Source organism: Snodgrassella sp. M0110 (assembly GCF_016101465.1).
GTDB lineage: Bacteria > Pseudomonadota > Gammaproteobacteria > Burkholderiales > Neisseriaceae > Snodgrassella > Snodgrassella alvi.
Genome location: NZ_JACFQM010000007.1, coordinates 61529 through 81445, shown reverse-complemented (window position 1 = coordinate 81445; position 19917 = coordinate 61529). Strand labels below are relative to the sequence as shown.

Sequence of the window (19917 nt, the reverse complement as noted above, 5' to 3'; positions counted from 1 at the left end):
ATGAGTTACCACACCAATCTAAAGAGTGAAGCTACTTTACCGACTATTTACCGTCATCGCTCTATCCGTAAATTTACTGAAGAAGCTTTAACGGATGAGCAGCGTGAAGCGATCTGGGAGGCCGGTCGTGCTGCTTCTTCATCCAGTTTTATGCAGAGTACCCATATTATTCGCGTTACAGATGCGGAAAAACGTGCGGCTTTATGTGAAGTTGCAGCCAATCAGAAATACGTACGTACTGCTGCAGAATTCTGGGTATTTTGTATTGATTACACAAAACACAAGCAGGCTTTTCCTGAAGCCCAGCTGGATTGGACTGAAGGATTAATTCTCGGTGCTGTGGATGCCGGTATCATGGCACAAAACTGTCTTCTGGCAGCGGAATCAATGGGCTTGGGCGGTGTGTATATTGGTTCTCTGCGTAATGATGTCGCCCGTGCGGCAGAAATACTGGCGTTGCCGCCATTAACTTTTCCGCTGTTTGGCATGTGTATCGGGCATCCGGCTCAGGATCCGATGTATCGTCCCCGTCTGCCTTTGGAAACACTGGTGAGTGAAAACCGTTATAAGGCACTTGATGCAGCCAAACTGGCTGCTTATGATGAACAGCTTACTGCTTATTATAAAGAGCGCAGTGGTCTGGATCTGAACTGGAGTAAAGCTGTGACTAACAATTTTTCTCAGCCTTTACGTCCGCAGATTCTGCCATTTTTGCATCAGCAGGGGCTGGCAAAACGCTAAGCAGACTGCATAAAAATAACCGGTTTTGCAGGATAATTACCCGCAGAACCGGTTTTTTATTTACAGTAAGAATTACCGCTGCTGACGCATGGATAAAATACTTTCACCCAGTGCCTGACCAAGCCGCTGATAACCTTTTGAGGTAAAGTGAACACCATCATTGCGGGCCAGTCCCTGATTAATCCATGGTTTCATACTGCATTCACCACCCATTACCGCTTGCCAGTCCCAAAAAAATACCTGCTGGCTTTGTGCCACTTCTTTTTGCATTTCCTGTAATTCAGTTAGTTTTTCCGGTCGTACGCCGCATGAACCGGCTGTACTCTTCAGACTTTCCGGTGCGCCCAGAATCATGATGGCACTGTCGGGAGAGGCTGTGCGAATGCGGTTAATAGTTTCAATCAGATTTTGTTTAACAGTTTCAGTTTCAACCCCGTTAAAAGCTTCGTTCGTACCATAGGCAAGAATAATCAGGTCGGGAGCAATGACATTCAATTCCTGCTGCCAAGCCTGAGTATTCCAGCGGTTCCACTGAGTAAGCTGGGCTCCATTAATTCCCAGAGCAGAAAATACCACTCCCTGGCGGTTTGGATTACGTACCCACCAGCCGCCTATGGCTGTCTGAAAGTTCATACCGGCAGTAACGGTAATCGGAAAACGTGCATTAAACTGACTGAAATGCCATTGATTGTCTTTGGGTTGTGCGCCAAGTTCAATCTGTTTACCATTACTGTCGGTAATCGTTAAATCTTCATCATTCGGTCCCTGACGGATAGTGACGGTAACCGTTTGTTCGGCTTCGGGCTCTCCACGTGTTTTGATGGTCATCACAGCCCCTACAGAAGGAACAGCTACCAAACCGCCAAGTGCATAATTTTGGCTGGTATCGGTACGGCTGGAGATAGCCTGCCAGCCCTGATTCTGATAGGTAAAACGCGCCAGACGTAAACCTGGAAACTGAGTCGGCATAGCCCAGCCGGGACCGCCATTGCCTAATTGCTGCTGTAAGTACACACGGGCAGCATCAGTAAGGTAATCAGCTGCTGTATGTGAATCACCAATTTGTACTATATTGATGCTTTTTTTCTGTAATGCCTGGGCTATCTGAGCAGCATGATTATTCTGCGAAGATGCTGATACCTGTTTGCGGCCAGATTTTGCCGGAACCGGATCTGCTGAACAGGCCATGATCGACAGGCAGCAACTTAAAATGACAAAATGTTTTTTACTGTACATTAGTTGAATCGTTATCCATAGTTTGTGCTGGCAGGTTAAAGCGGTTAAAAATATTTTGGGCAATAATTTTTTGCCCGGTCACAGTAAAATGAATCCCGTCTGAGCTGCGGGTTTTAATTTTTTTTCCATCGGTTTGCGTTACCGTATCATAAAATTCATCACCATTACTACCCAGCATTGCGCGGGTATCCATAACATACCCTTGATTCTTGTTTACTTCATCGGTAGTGATCTGACGCAGATAAATCATTTGTTCATTCAATTTCTGTTTTCTCATACTTGGCGGAGTCAGCCACAAAACAGTGACCTGATGCTGTCGGGCGCTATCCATAATGGTTTTAATGCGGCTGCGGTAAATGCTTTCCCATTGAGGAGAAGCAAAGCTGATAAATCTGCTGCCGTTATGCGGATCAGGAATATCCCATGGATCATTAGGACCAAGAAACATAACCAGTATTTTGATTTGCGGATTAGTAGCCAGTGTATTTCCGATTGTTTGCGGCCAGTTAAAAAAGCCCGGATAGGTTAATCCGGTACTCTGTTTGCTGAGATTAATGGTTTTAATACCATAAGTTTCACTGAGCCATTTTTGCACATGTGGTGCCACCCCCTGCATTAATGAATCTCCGGCAAAAAACACTTCATCAGCAGCTGCAAGTGTAAAGGCCGCTTTCATATTCTTTACTTTGGCTGCTTTTTTCAGGGCATGCCTGTGCTGCTCCTGAGCAAATTTTATTTGTTGCTGTATTTTGGCTTTATAGCTGTCAGTATAGGCGTAATTATCATTATAAGCAGTGATGATGCTGAGGTTAGCAGACTTGATATACTGATTAAGCTGGCTGATACCTTTATTAAGTGTTTCGCCTGCACGGCTGCCTGTTTGCCACCATGTCTGCTGTTTCAGGTTCGTTAAAATACTATTGCTGTGGTAAGTTTGCTGATAATAGGCGATGACTGAATTTTGCATCAGCCAAAGTGAAATAGTTGCAGTGATAAAAAAGAATAGTAAAACAAAACGAAATTGTTGTTTATTGCTTTTCTTTGGCTGCTCTCTGGTTTCTGTTTCTTCACTTGCAACGACAATAGGTACGGTCGTGATGGTTTTTACACTAACAACTGGTATTTCCCTGAACTGGGAAAACTTTTTTTTACTTCCCTTTTTGCGGTAAGAAGGCACGCGGCGATATTTAGAAATTGGCATAGATAAATCCCGGAATACCAGCCGGCGCACAGATTAATACCAGAACCACTAACAGTAATAAAGGAAGAATCAAACTGTATCGGGGCAGAGAATCGGCGCGCTCATATAACATATTAGTCAATTTTGCCAGAAACGGATACATTATCCATGCCAGCAATAACAAACTGAAAAAATAAAACGGATTGGTACTCAGTGGTACATTGATATTGTTGTAAAGCAATGCGTGTAACAAAAGCATAGCATCGTTAAGTGTAGGTGCACGGAAAAAAACAAAACAAAAACATACAAAATGTACAGTCACAACAATGCTGATAATTTTAGCTGGCCAGCTGCTTTTACTCAGAGCGTCTCGAGCTTTATTCAATTCACAATGACGCAGACGACTGTACAGCCAGTCGCCCAGATTAAGCAAGATCATCCCGGCTGCATGCAATAAGCCCCAGATTAAAAAATGCCAGCCTGTCCCGTGCCAGATTCCGGATAATGCCATGGCTATCAGTAGGTTAAGCTGAGTGCGTGCCATTCCATGTCGGCCACCGCCCAATGGGATATAAATATAATCCCGTATCCAGGTTGATAAGCTGATGTGCCAGCGCAGCCAGAATTCGCGGATATTGTGTGCCAGTAATGGTGCGCGGAAATTCACCGGAAGGCGAAAACCCAGTAGCAGCCCCATCGCTATCATTAGGTCACTGTAACCGGAAAAATTAAAAAACAGCTGAACAGTATAGCCATATATGGCAGCCAGTATTTCTAGACTATGATATTGCATGGGATTGGCAAATACCGGATCTACCCAATTGTCGGCAATCCAGCCGGAAAGCCACCAGTTTTTCATTAAAGCCATTACAATCAGACACAATGCCAGAGTAGGTGCCAGAATTCTGCGGCGTTGCGGAGTATAGATTTGTGTTACCATGCCGCATGGCTGGTTATATATATCCGTTAACCCGCGTGCATCGTAGGCGCGTGCAATCGGTCCTGCAGTAATAGTAGGGAAAAAAGCCAGATGCAGAGCCAGACCCGGTAATGAAAAAACTTTACCGGCAGGTTGATTGTGGCATCGCTCCTGATAAAGAGAAACCAGATAGCTGATGGCCTGAAATGAGTAGTAGGACAGTCCCAGCGGTAATATGATATCCGCCAGCCATTCGGAACTCAGTTTCAAACTATCCAGACCATAGCTGACAGACGTGCGGAAAAAATCAAAATATTTCCATAATGCCAGATTCAGAATAGTACATATGATTGCAGTTATCAGCCATATTTTGGGTTTAGCGGCATGAACTATTCGTACAGATGTGGCATAAATAAATACCGTAAATAGCATTAATGCAATTAATGCCTGTATTTTTCCGCACAAATAAACAATCAGATAACTGGTACATAGTAAAAGCAGATTTTGCAGTTTCGGTTTGCTGCCCAACAGCCAGTAAAGACAGAAAAAGGCAATAAATGAAAGGCTGAATTCAATAGATATAAAACTAAACATGAAACAGATAAACAGTCAAAAGTAGTGATTGTTAAACTATGCCAAACATAAATAATAAGAAAAGGAACAGTTGAGAATCAGTTAATTCATGTTTCTGCTTAAGTTCAGATTAATTCCGGCAGCTAGTATATGCATACAATCTTCGTTTTGTAAGAGTATAATTAATTCAATGATCCGGTATTATGAATAAGCTTACAAAAAATCTCACATTACCAGAATAAACAAGTATTCTCAGTGTGAATGAAAACTACATATTCATAAAATATAAACACTTCAAACCGAAATATGTATTCTTTTCGCTTAATCTGGATTGGCTGTCAATTCTCAAGTCTCTTAGTGATCAGCCGCATACTGAACATGACTTGTACAAGCAGGTATTTTACCTTGATATGTGAAATAATGTAAGGAAATAATAGATAAAAATTTATTATTTTAATAATAAACATTTAAAAATAATTGCTGCTTTTACTGATATCAATATTTCTCCGCACGAAGCCTGAGTAAACACCGGCAAAATTTCTGTGTTTTCTGCTATTATCAACTTATGTAAAAAATTTATTGCCGGTATGTATATAAATATTAACTATGGATTCCAGAATGTTCTGAGCTGAAATCTGCTGATATTCACATTTGACTTTTACCATATGTTAGGGTTTAACGTATTAATGGTATTAGACAATATTTATAAAGGAATACTATGCACGACCACGACCACGACCATAACCATATACATGAACATGAACATGAACATGAACATGAAGAAGCTCATCATCACCATCATCATCTTGGTGCACACAGTGCAGATAAAAAAGTTTTAAGTATTTCACTGCTGATTATCGGTGCATATATGGTGGTAGAGATTATTGGTGGTTGGTTAACCAATAGTCTGGCACTGCTGTCGGATGCTGGTCATATGTTTTCGGATGCACTGGCGCTGGCACTGTCGTTAATCGCATTTCACCTGAGTGAGCGACCGGTAAACGGTCGGCAGACCTTTGGTTATAAACGCTTTGAAATTATTGCGGCGGCAGTAAATGGTCTGGCGCTAATGGTAATTGCAGTTATGATTGTTTATGAAGCCATAGGTCGTTTTGTTAATCCGCCGGATATCGCTACCCGGGGCATGCTGATTATCAGTACGATTGGTTTGCTGGTAAATATTATTATTGCCTGGTATATGCACAGCAGTAGTGAGACAGAACATAATGTAAACATGCGCGGAGCGTTTCTACACGTACTGGGTGATTTACTCGGTTCTGTGGGTGCTATTGCCGCAGCTGTACTGATGATGCTGTTTGGCTGGCGCTGGGCTGACCCGGTAGCAAGTATAGTGGTAGCCTGTCTGATTGCTTACAGTGGAATCGGAATCCTGAAAACCACTTTGCGTATTCTGATGGAAGGCACACCGGATGCAATTGAGCTGGAGCAGCTGGGCAGAGTAATTCAGGAAATGCCGGGAATTAAAGCTGTACATGATTTACATGCCTGGACCATTACCAGCAATATGAATGCTTTGTCCTGCCATATTGTTGTTGATGGTACATTAACGATAACGGAAGCAGAGGAACTGGTTAATGAACTGGCAGAAGTATTGCTCAGACATGATATACATCATGTTACGGTACAGACAGAAAGCGCAGCCCATAAACACAGCAATAATCTTTTATGCTGTATCCCTTCTGTTGCCGGTCAGCATGTTCATTAATACAATATAATCAGATTATCAGACCATATTTCAGGTAGAAAATCATGATTAAAGCTGTGTTATTTGATCTGGACGGTACCCTGGCCGATACGGCGCCAGACTTAGGGATAGCCCTTAATAATGTGCTGCAAAAGCAGAATTTACCGCCTAAAACGATGGCAGAGATTCGTCAGGTTGCCAGTCATGGCGCAGCAGGACTGATTAAACTCGGTACAGGTATGCAGCCTGATAATCCTGCGTTTGCAGCTTTGAGGCAGGATTTTATGGCTGAGTATGAACTGCATTTTACTGATCAGACAGTTTTATTTGGCGGCATCAATGAGTTATTAGAAAAACTGGCTGAACAGAATATAGCCTGGGGGATTATTACCAATAAGCCGCATGTTTTTACTGACCGTCTGGTACCAAAACTCGGATGCAGTATTGAACCGGCTGTAATCGTAAGCGGAGATACCACCAGTGCGCCGAAACCCAGTACCGAACCCATGTTCTATGCCTGCCGTCACATTGGCGTAGCTCCCGAAAATTGCCTGTATATCGGTGATGCAGAGCGTGATATGCAGGCAGGACGTAATGCCGGCATGATTACAGTGCTGGCGAACTGGGGATATATCGGTGCAGAAGATAACATATCGCAATGGCCAGCCGATTATATTGTTGAGCAGCCAAAAGAAATTCTTCAACTATTAAGTAAATAATTTTTTAAACGAACAAGGGGAAAACATGAAAACCATTGGGTTGCTCGGTGGCATGAGCTGGGAAAGTTCTGCTGAATATTACCGCATGATTAATGAACAAGTACGTGAGCGTCTTGGTGGTACGCATTCAGCCTGCAGCATCATGTTATCTGTAGATTTTGCCGAAATCGAAGCTTTGCAGCATCAGGGACGATGGGATGAACTAGCTGAAAATATGTGTACAGCTGCACGTCAGCTGGAGCAGGGCGGAGCACAGTGTATTGTAATTTGTACCAATACCATGCATCGTATGGCTGAACAGGTACAGAATAGTATAACAATACCTTTGCTGCATATCGCTGATGCAACGGCTAAGCAAATTTGCAGCCAGAAGCTGCAAAAAGTTGGCCTACTGGGTACCGAATTCACCATGAAGCAGGATTTTTATAAAGGCCGGCTTACAGAAAAATTTGGTTTAGAGGTATTGATTCCTGACGATAAAGATTGTCAGACAGTACATAAAATTATTTATGAAGAGCTGGTATCAGGTATCATACGTGAAGAATCACGCCAGCAGTACCGGCAGATTATCCGGCGTCTGGTTGATAAGGGCGCTCAAGCCATCATTCTTGGCTGTACCGAAATTATGTTACTGGTTTCGCAGGATGACAGTCCGGTACCGGTATTTGATACTACGGCAATTCATGCTACTGCAGCAGTAGACTGGGCTTTAACAGATAAATAATGCAGTTTCCGAAATATAAAAGCGGATAAACTGATAAAACAGATGGCTATCTAACCATCTGTTTTGTTTTCACACAGATTCAGTTAAACGGTTGCGCAGCCAGCGTGCTGCTGTAGCTATTTCACCGGCGCATAAACCTATAGGACCGGTATCATTGGCAGCAAGAATATCTGCTGCAGCACCATGTAACCATACTCCGGCTGATACTGCCTGCTCCGGTGGGATTTGCTGAGCCAGCAAACTGCCGATGATGCCGGCTAAGACATCACCGCTACCTGCTGTTGCCAGTCCCGGATTGCCGGTTTCATTTTGCTGTATCTGGCCATGAGGTGAAACAATCAGACTCTGATGGCCTTTTAAAACTATCCATGCTGAATATTTTTGCGCCAGCTGGCGTGCGGCCTGATAACGGTTATTCTGAATTTCACTAATACTGCATTGCAGTAAGCGTGCAGCTTCTCCCGGATGCGGCGTTAAAACAACATTTTGATTATTATGCCTGCCAGTCAGCAAAGCAGGCTGCTGAGCAAGTAAATTCAGTGCATCGGCATCGACTACCATCATATGCTTCTGTTGCAGACATTCAGTCAGTGTTGCCAGTGCCGTAGTTGAGGTACTCAGACCACAGCCAATCACCCATACGGTAATATCGGAACGGTGTAAAAGCCGTTCAGCGGTATTTAACATAATTTCTGGCTGCTGGCTTAGTATTGGCATTGGTAATATTGGTTGCTGAAAACCAAGCCATACTTTACCGCAGCCACAATGCAGTGCAGCTATTCCGGCCAGAATAATCGAACCGGCCATGCCTTCTGAACCACCCAGAATACCCAGCGTGCCAAACGTACCCTTATGGCTCTGAGATGGACGTTGCTGACATAATGCAGGATACTGTCTGTTTGCCTGCCGTTGCCACTGGCTGAGAATATTTTTATCAATCTGAAAACTGTTCATTACCTGTTTCCCGTTATCACTGCTTAGCGCAGTAATTGATCCAGAAGGGCATTTTTAAGCTGCAATTGCTGTTGAGTATCGGCCAGTTGAGGCGCATATACCAGAAAACTGTCTTCTACCCGTTCATCCAGAGTAGTGATTTTGGCAAAGCGAATACTGATATTTAAATCGGATAAAACAGCAGCAATGTTGGCAAGTAAAAAACGCCGGTTTGCTGTAATAATGTGCAGGCTGTACCAGCCGGGATTATCTTCTTCATCAATACTGATTCGCGGTGCAATCGGAATATGACGGCTGCGCCTGCTTAGACTGGCCGGATTGCTCGCAGACATCGGCAATTTACCATTTACAAACTGATTAAGCGCCAGCTCGGTTTTATTCTGTATGGTGAGATAATCATTCGGGTTGAGATTCGGCGGAAATTGCAGAATAAAAGTATCCAGAATAAAGTTGTGTTCGGTGATATAGGCACGGGCAGTCAGAATGTTCATTCCTGCTTCACTGAAAACCGAAGCCAGCTCAGTGAAGAGTTTCGGGCGGTTAGGCATATAAACCATCACCTTCAGGGTATCATTATCCGGCAGCATTTGGCTGTGTGCCTGAGCCTGCTGTTCATAATTAATAATTTTTGATAAATGCCATAAAATATCCTGCCACTCATGGCGGGCAAAATAAGCCTGACCGAGAATATGCCACAATTGGCGCTGCTGTGATTCGCTGATGTGATATTGATTTAACTCATGCATTGCCTGTTGCCGGCGGTCAAGAATAGTAGTGTGCCGGTTACTTTGTTTACCATTGAGCTGATGCAGCGTGGCTTTATATAAATTTTCCAGCAAACTGGCTTTCCATGAATTCCAGATTTTCGGATTGGTGCCCCGGATATCTGCTACGGTCAGCAGATATAAAGCAGTGAGCCGTTCAACAGTTTTAACCTGTTTGCAGAATCGGGTAATCACTTCAGGGTCTTGAATATCTTCTTTCTGCGCTGTCATTGACATCAGCAGATGCTGTTCTACCAGCCACGCCAGTAAATCGCTTTCTTCACTATCCAGAAAATGATCTTCAGCAAAGGAGCGGGCATCGGCTACGCCTTTTTGTGCATGGTCACCACCACGGCCTTTAGCAATATCATGAAACAGTGCAGCCATATACAAGATATGTTTGCGTGCAAAAGTATGCATTAATGTTGCGGCAAAAGGCAGTTCATGGCTATGCTGTTCCATGGCCAGACGCCGCATATTGCGTACAACCATTAAAATATGATCATCTACCGGATAAATATGAAATAAATCATGTTGCAGCAGACCGACTATTTTTCCCCATGCCGGCAAATACCGGCCGAGCACACCATACAGATTAATAAAGCGCAATAAATGAGTCAGACCCTCTCCGTGTTTGAAGAATTCGGCAAAGCATTCGCGATTTGCCGGATTCTGATAAAACTCTTCATTCACTAGCTGGTGTGCAGCCGCCCACCATACACGCAGGGTTTTTGGTGCCAGACCAATTATGTCATTGTGTTCCTGAGCAACACGTAAAATGGTGAATATATGCTCAGGCTGTTGCGAGAAAAGTTCAAGATTATGCACCGCCAGCATATTACCTACCTGATAATAATGCTGATCCAGATTAACCACAACACGCGGCAGAGAAGCGTAAACACGGTCGCGCAGCATAGGTACCAGAATACCACTGAGTTGTTTCACGCCTTTTAGTGCACGATAAAAATCATGCATTAGTTTTTCACTGGCTCGGGAATTTGCATCATCGCGATAGCCAAGATTCTGTGCTACCTGAGTTTGTAAATCAAAAATCAATCTGTCTTCAGCCCGTCTGGCAGTCAGATGCAGCTCAATACGGATTCTGGCCAGCTGTTTCTGGCAGCTCAGTAACAGCCTGGCTTCAGTTCGGTTCAGAATAGCATTTTTCATCAGCTGATGAATCTGAGGGGGTAATCCCTGAACTTTTGCCAGCCACAATAAAGTATGAATATCGCGTAAACCGCCCTGAGTAGTTTTTACATTGGCTTCCAGCAGACTGGCTTCACCGGCTGCTTTAGTATATCGTTGCCGCTGTTCCAGTATTTTACTTTCGATAAAAGCAGCCACATCCCGCTGTAAATCAAGCTGATGAATCAATTCAGCAGCCAGATCCTGCCGGCCGCATAAATACCGGCTTTCCAGTAAGGCTGAATCACCCGTTAAATCAACCCGGGCACTTTCACATAACTCATTAATTGTTCCCACCTTAGGGGCGGGCTGTAAATGGATATCCCATAATATTTGAATAAAAGCACCAATTTTTTGCTGAATATCGTCATCAATCGGATTTCTGCTGACAATAGCAATATCCATATCCGAATACGGATACATTTCGCCGCGTCCGAATCCACCTATTGCCAGCAGACACATTTCTTCGCCGGCAAACAATTCCTTCCACAGTGTGGACAGCACATCAGCAATTATTCCGGTATGCTGGCGAAAATAGACAAACGGATGCCTGCGCTGCCGGTATATTTCTGCCGCTTGTTGTTTGTGCTTGTGTAGCTTGTCCGACAACTGAGTAATAAGTGCTGAAGATGACATAATTAATAGCCGTGTGATTGAGATTGACGATATGCGTTCTGTATCGGGCGAATCTGATTCAGCCTTGCCTGATCAATTGCCTGAGCTATCTGCTGCGGTTCAGCCACTGTCCGGGCAATTGATGCTGCATCAATTGCCATTGCCGCAGACTGTAAATTTAGCCAGTGCTGTTGCTGAGGATATGACTGATGTTCAAATCTGAGGCGTCCGCGTATATCAGCGAGGCATACACGCAAAATTTGTTTAAATCGATCAGGACGACGCAATGCATCGGTTTTTTTCAGAATATCCAGTGTCGTTTTGGGTTTAAGCTGGCTGACACTATGTAACCTGATATGATATTCACATACCAGTAATGCCAGTTGCGCACAGGCTTTGGGTACCTGCCAGCGCCGGTTTATCGCTTCTACAGGTTCTATTCCGGCATAATCATGTCCGGGGTGGCGTGGTAATTTATCTGCCGGAGTCAGTGCTTTGCCCAGATCATGAGTGAGAGCAGCATAACGTTCTTCCAGTGAATAATCATTTTCAGCAGCATACTGCAGACACAGTAAAGTATGCTCACCGGTATCTATTTCAGGGTGGAAATCAGCGCGTTGCGGTACGCCGAATAACGCATCAACCTCTGGTAAAATTACTTTCAGCGCACCGCAGGCACGTAAAACGTCTATCATCAGCCGCGGATTCTTTTCCATCAGTCCTTTAGCCAGTTCCTGCCATACCCGTTCGGCAACCAGAGCATTTACTTCACCATTATTTACCATCCGGCACATCAGTGCCATAGTTTCATCGGCTACTTTAAATCCATAACGCGCTGCAAATCGGGCAATGCGCAAGATACGTACCGGGTCTTCTGCAAACGCAGGGCTGACATGTCGTAATATACCGCAGCGTAAATCAGCCAGCCCGTTATACGGATCAATCAGATTACCCGATGCATCTTCGGCCATAGCATTAATAGTTAAATCGCGTCGTTGTAAATCCTGCTCCAGCGTCACATCTGCCGCTGCATGAAAAGTAAAGCCATTGTAACCGGCAGATACTTTACGTTCGGTACGCGCAAGCGCATATTCTTCATGAGTTTGCGGATGCAGAAATACCGGAAAATCCTTGCCTACAGGCTGATACCCGGCTTCCAGCATTTTTTTTGCATCTGCGCCAACCACTACCCAGTCGCGGTCGACCACCGGACGTTGCAGATACTTATCTCTTACTGCACCACCAACCAAATAAATTTGCATATAAAATATAAAAAGTATTAACAGAAAACAGATGATCATTGTGCCGCAGTCCAATCAGCTTGTTAACTGGTTTTTTGCAAACAGACTAGCTGTCTGTTCCGTCAGCCAGCATTAATAAGCAAAACAGCCTTTGGAAAAGAGCAGGCTGAATCCAAATCATCTTAAAGAATATTTAACAGGCAGATAAATATCTGCTGTGCAGAAATATAAAACGCTCTGCTTTAAAACAGAGCGTTTTTAAATAATATTGATATTACATCATCAGAGCCGGAACAATCATAGCTAGTCCGGGAAAAAACGGTACAGTAGCAAAGGCAATAATCAGTAAACGTTTAAACATCATTTCCTGCTGTTTTTCTTCGGTTACACTTACCACCAGAGTACCGGCAATATGAATCGGGTTAACGACACTGAGCATAGCTGGTGCCGCACAGGCAGTCAGAATCAAAGAGATTTGCGGAGAATCGCCAAAAATCGTAAATACCATCGGAATCATCAAGCTGATAACACCTAAAGTAGAGGACTCCACATTACTCAGGAACGTAGTCAGGTAAGCGAGCATAAACAATAAAGCAATTTTACTGCTGGTCATACTGAGCAGACCTTGTTCTACCGCTTTCATTGTATCTACCTGCATCATTGTACCGATGAAAACCAGCAGACCACTAATAACCACTACAGCATTCCATGGGATTTTTTTCACAAAATCTTTACTTTGCTGCGTAAAAAACAGCATCATAATTACTGCCAGCGTCAGAGCAGTCAGACCGACATTGGCTTTAGCAAATATCACTAATATCAGAAAAATCAATACCGCAATAGTAGAACAGATTGCATAAAATGGCTGTAACTGATGGTTATCACCATTTTCCTGTTTAATTGGTTTCAGCAGTACAAAGCCTTTTTCAGGCGCTTTAGCATCATTTGTTTCGACTACTCTTTTATCCTGAAATACAATTTGCAGGGCAATAACCAGCACAAAACTGATTAACATTCCCAGAAACCAGACTAGCCACGGACTATACTCAACATGTGCTTTTTTTGCTGCATCCAGAATAACCTGACCAGTAGGATTAATAGGTGAAAGTGCACCGGTATTGGCACCAATAATTGCTGCCATTTCACAGATAAAAAATAATCTGGGGTGTTTTCTGCCTAAAGCAGCAATAACCGGGACCAGTAACGTTATCGATGCCGTAGAAAAGGCACCGGCTGTCGAAATCGCAAATCCGATAAAATAGCCGATCCAAGGAACAATATTAGTGCGATGCCCCATTTTTGCGTAAATCTGATCTGTAAACCAGCTTAAGCCACCGCTTTTTTCCAGATGAGCAAAAAGTAAGGACACACCGATTAACAGCGTTACAATAGCTCCGGGAAAATGACTGAGTACATCCTTGCTGGTTAAGACTGTATATGTATCAGAACCATCAGCAATTGCAGTTGTTGCCATAACCATTATAGCCGCAGCACTAAAACCTAAAAGACCAATATTGACATGTCGCCAGACTGCCAGAACCAAAATCACAACCAGTAATATAAGCGATAAAATTTGTGGTAAGTTCATAAGTTGTCCTGACATTTAATAGCAATAATATTTATTCCTGACTGAAGAGCGTTTTGATTTAGAAATAATTATTATCCAAATGGAATAAATTATGTAATCTTTATATTTATAAAACAATTATTTACTTAGTAGTAATTAATACATATCAGATGATATAAAAAGGAGCTTTTAATGTAAATAGAAGTATAAGAAAATTTTTTTATGTTAATTAAGATGGCAATAAATTTATTTTTTTGAAGAATACTTTTGAGTTTTGTTTTCAGTTTAGACGGAAAATATTTTTCTTAAAGCCACAACTAGTGTAATAAATAGTGTAATAAAAACTTTATAAGAAATAAAGAAAGCCATCTGGTAAATTATATCGTCATAAAATTGTCTGAAATAAATTATTAATTGCAATTATATGATTACCTAACCAGATGGCTTAGAAGCAAGAAACAAATTTAATGTTTACCATCAGGTGTCCGGTTTTTTAATTGCCAGCTATTACCCGGATGCTGAGTAGGAGGTGCTTTTTCATGGTCTTTAATAGTTGCATAATTTTCCAAAGCATGACCATGCTGATCAACTTCCTGATAAATCCCGCCATTTGTACCGGAATTATCACCGGGTTTCAGATTGCTCATATACAGCTCCTTTTCAATTATTACCGTGAATCTACGGTGAGTTTATTATTGGTTTAAAATATAAATAATACAAGTACTTAATCTGAATTTAATTTAATAAAACTAATTTAACCAAGTAAGTGACATTAATGCCGGTTTATTCACCGGCTACTGAAGATACACTTAAAGATAATAGCTGCTTCACCTGGATCAAGAAATACCTGAGCAGCACAGTGACTATTTTTGATATGGTTGAAATGTTGTTATATCCGGTTTCAGCATCATTTTCGGTTACAATAACTGTTTGCAAAGAAAAAAGTAAGGATGTGTATGACATGCGCTCAAGTGCGTGATTACCTGCAAACACAAGGATTGAAATTACCAGTACAAGAAATACAGATGGCAATGCTGGCTACACAATCTGTACTGGAGCTGGCACAGGCAGAAATAGATCTGTCTGTGTTATGGTATGAGGAAAACGGATTTAGTCTGGCTGAAAAATTTAATTTAAATACAAACGCACTGCGCCAAACACATCCGGCAGACTTATTTACATCCAAGGATAACATTGCCTATACCTTGCGTCAGTTGTATCTGGCTCTTGACTCGGTAGCAAGCCGACATCATAACGATACATTTGCTTTATATTTATATGAAGGAAATGATGAAGCAGGGGAGCTATTCCGGCTATTGGCTCGTGGTTGCCAGCTTCCGGCTATATTGAAATGCGATCAGCAGCAGATAAATCAATATTTATTTGCACGCACAGCCATTACAGGCTGGTTGAATCAGGTAAATGATGTGCAATCGTGGCTGAATGATGGCAGCCTGAGCGGAAAACAGAACTCAGCTTCACAACTGGCTGTTCCTGTTAGCGGTGATCAGGGGCAGATACTTGGTGTTTTGTATGCTGCTCATCAGCAGCCTGATGCTATTACTGATACGGAACTGATTGAGTGGATTGCTCTGGCTATGGTGGCGACGCCACTATTATATAATCTGCATGATGCTGTAGCACATATCAAGGGATAAATACTATGTCAACATTACATCAAAGCCATATCAAAGATCATAGTCCTGTACGCTTTATTGCTTCCTGCCGTTTGCCAACGCAATGGGGTGAATTTACCATGCATGGATTTGAAGATGTACGCAACAGGCAGGAACATATTGCTCTTACCGTAGGTGATATTTCTACAGGAGAAGATATACTTGGCCGAATTCATTCTGAATGTCTTACCGGTGATGCTTTATTTTCCCGGCGCTGTGATTGCGGCCCCCAGCTTGAAGCTGCGATGAAAACCGTACAGCAGGCGGGAAAAGGCGTGATTATATATTTACGCCAGGAAGGTCGCGGTATTGGTTTACTCAACAAAATCCGGGCTTATAAACTTCAGGATGAAGGATTAGATACTGTAGAAGCCAACCTGGCTTTAGGCTTACCGATAGATGCCCGTGATTTCACTCTAGCCAAATATATTCTTGATTATCTTAAAGTACAGTCTATACAGTTAATGACCAATAATCCGCAGAAAGTTGATACGCTCAAAGCACTGGGTATCAATGTTACAAATCGCGTGCCTTTACATGTTGGTCTGAATCCTGAAAACCAGCATTATCTGCAGACTAAAATGGAAAAAATGGGACACTTTGCTAATTAAAATCCAAAATTAAAATAACGGCCAGTATTTACTGGCCGTTATTTTATGATATCAGATTAGCTAGTATAGTTATTTTTCACTTCTCTCCAGGATAAACGTTTAAATTTGATCGAGCATTTGGGAATGTTAATGATAATTTTATTACCATTCGAATCGACACCAAAAACAGGTGTACGGCTACATTCTTCCTTTTTTGCATCAGGATCAGGTATCAATGAACCCTGTGTTCCATTAGTGCCAATATCTAAACCTTTTATAGTATCTGAATTGGATAAAGCTAAACCATACAAACCTTTAACTGTAAGAGCTGCGCCGAAAGGAGCGTTTGGATCAAATTCAATATTGGGATCTCCGCGTTTCAGTCTTCCGCCTGTTTTGATGTTATATTGTATTTTTCCGCTATAAACATCACTTTCCTGCTTACGTTCAGTTACCTGACACGGATCTTCCAGTTTATTGTCCTTTTTAACGTCGTATGCTCTGGAGAAAACCACTCCGGCGTAGGAAATAACAATTGGTTTGCTTACTACACGTTCGCCGGTACCACTTTCCAGATTGAAATACCAGCCACGATGTATCTTGGGATCAAACTTGTTGTCCGACAGCATACGATAGTTACCTGCAGCAGTTAATTGCTGTTTGAGCAGAGCTTGTTTTGATACTTCAGTTGGTGCTTTATCATTCAGATTATCATATATGCCATATACAGCCTGCTGATCTTTGTTGTTTAAATCAGATTGATACACATCACTGCCAGTACCGAATGTAACAATTACAGTCGGGTTTTTACTATTGTTATTACCATTATTGTTTGGGTCTTCAACCAGAATAGCACCCGGAGCCGAGGTAATTGGCGCACCGGCAGAGAATATTTTATGTACAGTCCATTGACTAGGGTCCGGTGATCTGAGATCAAAGCGATATAAATTGCCACCGTAATCACCGGCGTACACAATATCTGCCACACCGTCGCCGTCAATATCCAGTACTGTCGGGCTGGAAAGACCGCCAGGCTGTTGATCAGAATTTTGTTCCAGATCGAGTTTGGCAATTAGCTCTCCTTTGTTATAGTCGGTTTTTTGAAAGCCGTCAGTACCTACATCTACACCCAGAATATCATATATATAAAGTGCAGATTCCGAAGAGGTATGACCTGAATTATTACTGGCCAGTGTCTCAGAATAATTATAGCCATTATTAATAAATGCAGCTTCACGAATATGATTGGCTACAGAGGTGGCCGATGCATCAGGATCTTCATTTACTCTTAGACGAGCAATAGCCGGGGTACCTATAGTAAATCCAAGGTAATTGTCTTTACCAGTAGGGGTCTGAAACAAGGAGATATCTTTATACCAGCCATTACTGCCCGTATTGTCTGCACCAACTGGAAGCCCGGAAATCAGATCGTTACCACCGATATTGATGGCAAAAGCACCGCGCCCCGCCTGACCCATATTTGATAGCATAAATGTCTGTTGCGGGAGCAGCTTACCTTTGGAGTCAGTACGTTTTTCAGTTTGCTGAACAACCATACCGCCGTTTAACAGGAAGCGATGCGGATGCTCACTGTTCTTACCGTACTCGTTATTAGTAAGATCTTTATAATAATGCGATACTAGGTCAGAGCCATCGTTACTTTGCCGCTCAATATTCATCGGCATGAAATTGAATTTCAGATCATAAAAATTGGCATTATTGGTAGCACCGAAAACATATACCATGCCGTCATTGGCAGAGGTTACCAGATATTTTTGAAGGCCACCATCCAGATTACCGGCAGCAATAATCGGATTGTCGATAATATCGCCTATGTTTCTGGTTTCACCAAATCCGGCAAGCGCTGAATCAGTTCGCTGACGATAATCAAGTACAAAATTGTCAACTTTAATAGAAGCATCGTTTTTAGAGCGGCTCAGCCAGGCCAGTAAGCCATTGACCCATTCAGCCTGATTTTTACCATTATTAGCTATTTTGAAATTATCATTTTTGAAAGCTGATAAATTAGCAGAATACAAATAAGTATTGGTACCGTTATTCAATAATAGCTGACGATTACCGTATGAAGGTTGAACACATTTACTGTTATTATTATCAGTGATTTTGCGGATACACAGTTTACTGCCCCATGCGCCGGATTCAGTGGTGGCGGTGATGGACAGTTGATTCTGCTCAGAGTTGGATATAGCTACTGCTGGAGCAGTAGATATGGACGTTATGGTTGTGGTTTTTTGAGAACCTTTAATCGATTTAAAGATTTTATTAAATGCTTCAAGAATTTCTTTCTGCGAATTAGCATTAAAGAAATTACCGGCAGGCATAGCGCCGTTTTCAAGATAATCAATAGCTATATTAGATTTTTTATCAGTTTTTATACCCAGACCTACGCCGATAGTGAAAGTTTCAGCTTTTTGTTCAAAAGGCTGATTAGTTAACGGGTTTATAGCATTCCACGGTTGTCCGGCATTATCGGTTGTGCGTTTTGTATTCTTTGTAATTATTTCGTGACCGGTTTTATCATAAAATAAAGAATTATAAATATAGGGACCAAAATTCTTTGAGGCAAGTTTTTCAGTGTAGTACTTCAGACGTTGAGGTTTAGTTACCGGATCATTATATCTGAAAAATGCTTTTCTATCATCTTCTGTTTGTCCCTCATCGAAATAGCCATCTACATTAGCATCTGATTTAGCATAATGATTATCAGTTTCACCGTCAGTAAGTACCACAAGAAAAGATTTCTGACAGCGGTATTTTAATTTGTTCATGACCAGATTTCTGGCTACAACGGGGATCTGTCGTGTCAGAGGTGTACCACTACCAGCCTCAGCATCTGTTATATTTTTGACCATTTTAGTGTATTGTTCAGGAATTGAAGTATCAAGAAATTCAATAGTACTATCATCAGCATTTTTCAATGGTCGAAAAGCAAAATACATGTCATTACGATAATCTTCCAGGATATTCAGGAGGATATCTTTGACCTCATCAAGTTTAGTAGTTTCTTTCTTGCAATCATCATACCAAATTTCATTTGTAGAAGTTGGTTTAGGACTGAAGCCATACTGATATTCCTTTGGTTTTGGTGTCCAGATAGTGGTAATGCCTTTCTTATTTTTTTTTACAGGTGTACGAACTTTACATTTGAATGTAATTCCACCTTTCATGCTGCTTGAACCATCAATTAATAAAGTTATATTGGGTTTAACGCTATACGCAGTAGTGATGGTAGATGAATTTTGCAAATACAGCGGAATATCAGCGAATATATTGGATTCAGCTTGAGTCTGACAGACCAGAAAAGTACTCAGTGCAGCAGTAATAGCTGAAAACAGAATTTTTCTTCCTTTGAAATATGGGCCTTTTTTATTTTTTTCAAAATTATGGTACATCTCGGTTACTCTCCCTGTGGTGTAACAACAATATTTAATATGCTTGTTGTATAAAATTTATAGCTTTATATATTGTCTCTCCTGAATTCATATTTATTCAAGTATCAATATC

Annotated in this window: 15 protein-coding genes; 6 read left to right on the top strand and 9 right to left on the bottom strand. The window is 42.0% G+C overall.

Annotated features, from left to right (window positions below):
* Complete coding sequence (nfsA, locus tag H3T84_RS09525) at positions 1-741, top strand: oxygen-insensitive NADPH nitroreductase (protein WP_198218953.1); 741 nt, start codon at positions 1-3, stop codon at positions 739-741.
* A 72-nt stretch (positions 742-813) separates the two neighbouring features.
* On the opposite strand, the gene H3T84_RS09520 is transcribed toward nfsA, so the two are convergent.
* The 3 genes from H3T84_RS09520 to H3T84_RS09510 are packed head-to-tail and all read right to left on the bottom strand — an operon-like array spanning position 814 to position 4670.
* Positions 814-1929: an SGNH/GDSL hydrolase family protein gene (locus H3T84_RS09520; protein ID WP_174833623.1), complete on the bottom strand. Its 1116-nt coding sequence runs from the start codon at positions 1927-1929 to the stop codon at positions 814-816.
* Between the two features lie 37 nt (positions 1930-1966).
* Positions 1967-3178, bottom strand: a complete 1212-nt coding sequence (locus H3T84_RS09515; protein ID WP_174833622.1) for an SGNH family hydrolase — start codon at positions 3176-3178, stop codon at positions 1967-1969.
* Positions 3165-4670 (bottom strand): MBOAT family protein, encoded by a 1506-nt coding sequence (locus H3T84_RS09510; protein WP_198218952.1) that lies wholly within the window; start codon positions 4668-4670, stop codon positions 3165-3167. Before H3T84_RS09510 ends, H3T84_RS09515 begins: the two co-directional genes overlap by 14 nt.
* A 697-nt stretch (positions 4671-5367) precedes the next feature.
* Here H3T84_RS09510 and H3T84_RS09505 point away from each other — a divergent pair.
* The 3 genes from H3T84_RS09505 to H3T84_RS09495 are packed head-to-tail and all read left to right on the top strand — an operon-like array spanning position 5368 to position 7797.
* Complete coding sequence (locus H3T84_RS09505; RefSeq protein ID WP_198218951.1) at positions 5368-6375, top strand: cation diffusion facilitator family transporter; 1008 nt, start codon at positions 5368-5370, stop codon at positions 6373-6375.
* Between the two features lie 44 nt (positions 6376-6419).
* Positions 6420-7073 carry an HAD family hydrolase gene (locus H3T84_RS09500; RefSeq protein WP_198218950.1) on the top strand — a complete coding sequence of 218 codons (654 nt, stop codon included), beginning with the start codon at positions 6420-6422 and terminating at the stop codon, positions 7071-7073.
* A gap of 25 nt (positions 7074-7098) precedes the next feature.
* Positions 7099-7797 (top strand): aspartate/glutamate racemase family protein, encoded by a 699-nt coding sequence (locus H3T84_RS09495; protein ID WP_198218949.1) that lies wholly within the window; start codon positions 7099-7101, stop codon positions 7795-7797.
* A gap of 69 nt (positions 7798-7866) precedes the next feature.
* On the opposite strand, the gene H3T84_RS09490 is transcribed toward H3T84_RS09495, so the two are convergent.
* From H3T84_RS09490 to H3T84_RS09470, 5 genes are all read right to left on the bottom strand, one after another.
* Positions 7867-8751: an NAD(P)H-hydrate dehydratase gene (locus H3T84_RS09490; protein ID WP_198218948.1), complete on the bottom strand. Its 885-nt coding sequence runs from the start codon at positions 8749-8751 to the stop codon at positions 7867-7869.
* Positions 8752-8774: 23 nt separating this feature from the next.
* The gene (gene glnD, locus H3T84_RS09485; protein ID WP_198218947.1) at positions 8775-11339 is read right to left on the bottom strand and encodes a [protein-PII] uridylyltransferase; all 2565 of its coding nucleotides are present in this window, start codon (positions 11337-11339) and stop codon (positions 8775-8777) included.
* A gap of 2 nt (positions 11340-11341) precedes the next feature.
* Positions 11342-12580 (bottom strand): multifunctional CCA addition/repair protein, encoded by a 1239-nt coding sequence (locus H3T84_RS09480; protein WP_198218946.1) that lies wholly within the window; start codon positions 12578-12580, stop codon positions 11342-11344.
* A 253-nt stretch (positions 12581-12833) separates the two neighbouring features.
* The gene (locus H3T84_RS09475) at positions 12834-14147 is read right to left on the bottom strand and encodes an SLC13 family permease (protein WP_198218945.1); all 1314 of its coding nucleotides are present in this window, start codon (positions 14145-14147) and stop codon (positions 12834-12836) included.
* Positions 14148-14590: 443 nt separating this feature from the next.
* Entirely contained in the window at positions 14591-14773 is a 183-nt protein-coding gene (locus H3T84_RS09470) for a hypothetical protein (RefSeq protein ID WP_100117165.1), read from the bottom strand.
* A 309-nt stretch (positions 14774-15082) separates the two neighbouring features.
* Here H3T84_RS09470 and H3T84_RS09465 point away from each other — a divergent pair, with 309 nt between their 5' ends.
* Both H3T84_RS09465 and ribA read left to right on the top strand, forming a co-directional pair.
* Entirely contained in the window at positions 15083-15784 is a 702-nt protein-coding gene (locus tag H3T84_RS09465) for a hypothetical protein (protein ID WP_174833614.1), read from the top strand.
* Positions 15785-15789: 5 nt separating this feature from the next.
* Positions 15790-16413, top strand: coding sequence for a GTP cyclohydrolase II (gene ribA, locus H3T84_RS09460; protein WP_198218944.1), 624 nt, complete (start codon positions 15790-15792; stop codon positions 16411-16413).
* 56 nt (positions 16414-16469) lie between these two features.
* Here ribA and H3T84_RS09455 read toward each other — a convergent pair whose 3' ends face one another.
* Positions 16470-19805 (bottom strand): PilC/PilY family type IV pilus protein, encoded by a 3336-nt coding sequence (locus H3T84_RS09455; RefSeq protein ID WP_198218943.1) that lies wholly within the window; start codon positions 19803-19805, stop codon positions 16470-16472.
* Positions 19806-19917 lie beyond the last annotated feature (112 nt).

Coding starts and splice junctions, on each gene's coding strand:
- H3T84_RS09500 (WP_198218950.1), top strand. CDS start 6,420: ATGATTAAAGCTGTGTTATTTGATCTGGACGGTACCCTGGCCGATACG.
- H3T84_RS09470 (WP_100117165.1), bottom strand. CDS start 14,773: ATGAGCAATCTGAAACCCGGTGATAATTCCGGTACAAATGGCGGGATT.
- H3T84_RS09455 (WP_198218943.1), bottom strand. CDS start 19,805: ATGTACCATAATTTTGAAAAAAATAAAAAAGGCCCATATTTCAAAGGA.
- ribA (WP_198218944.1), top strand. CDS start 15,790: ATGTCAACATTACATCAAAGCCATATCAAAGATCATAGTCCTGTACGC.
- H3T84_RS09505 (WP_198218951.1), top strand. CDS start 5,368: ATGCACGACCACGACCACGACCATAACCATATACATGAACATGAACAT.
- H3T84_RS09520 (WP_174833623.1), bottom strand. CDS start 1,929: ATGGCCTGTTCAGCAGATCCGGTTCCGGCAAAATCTGGCCGCAAACAG.
- nfsA (WP_198218953.1), top strand. CDS start 1: ATGAGTTACCACACCAATCTAAAGAGTGAAGCTACTTTACCGACTATT.
- H3T84_RS09465 (WP_174833614.1), top strand. CDS start 15,083: ATGACATGCGCTCAAGTGCGTGATTACCTGCAAACACAAGGATTGAAA.
- H3T84_RS09510 (WP_198218952.1), bottom strand. CDS start 4,670: ATGTTTAGTTTTATATCTATTGAATTCAGCCTTTCATTTATTGCCTTT.
- H3T84_RS09490 (WP_198218948.1), bottom strand. CDS start 8,751: ATGAACAGTTTTCAGATTGATAAAAATATTCTCAGCCAGTGGCAACGG.
- H3T84_RS09495 (WP_198218949.1), top strand. CDS start 7,099: ATGAAAACCATTGGGTTGCTCGGTGGCATGAGCTGGGAAAGTTCTGCT.
- H3T84_RS09475 (WP_198218945.1), bottom strand. CDS start 14,147: ATGAACTTACCACAAATTTTATCGCTTATATTACTGGTTGTGATTTTG.
- H3T84_RS09515 (WP_174833622.1), bottom strand. CDS start 3,178: ATGCCAATTTCTAAATATCGCCGCGTGCCTTCTTACCGCAAAAAGGGA.
- glnD (WP_198218947.1), bottom strand. CDS start 11,339: ATGTCATCTTCAGCACTTATTACTCAGTTGTCGGACAAGCTACACAAG.
- H3T84_RS09480 (WP_198218946.1), bottom strand. CDS start 12,580: ATGCAAATTTATTTGGTTGGTGGTGCAGTAAGAGATAAGTATCTGCAA.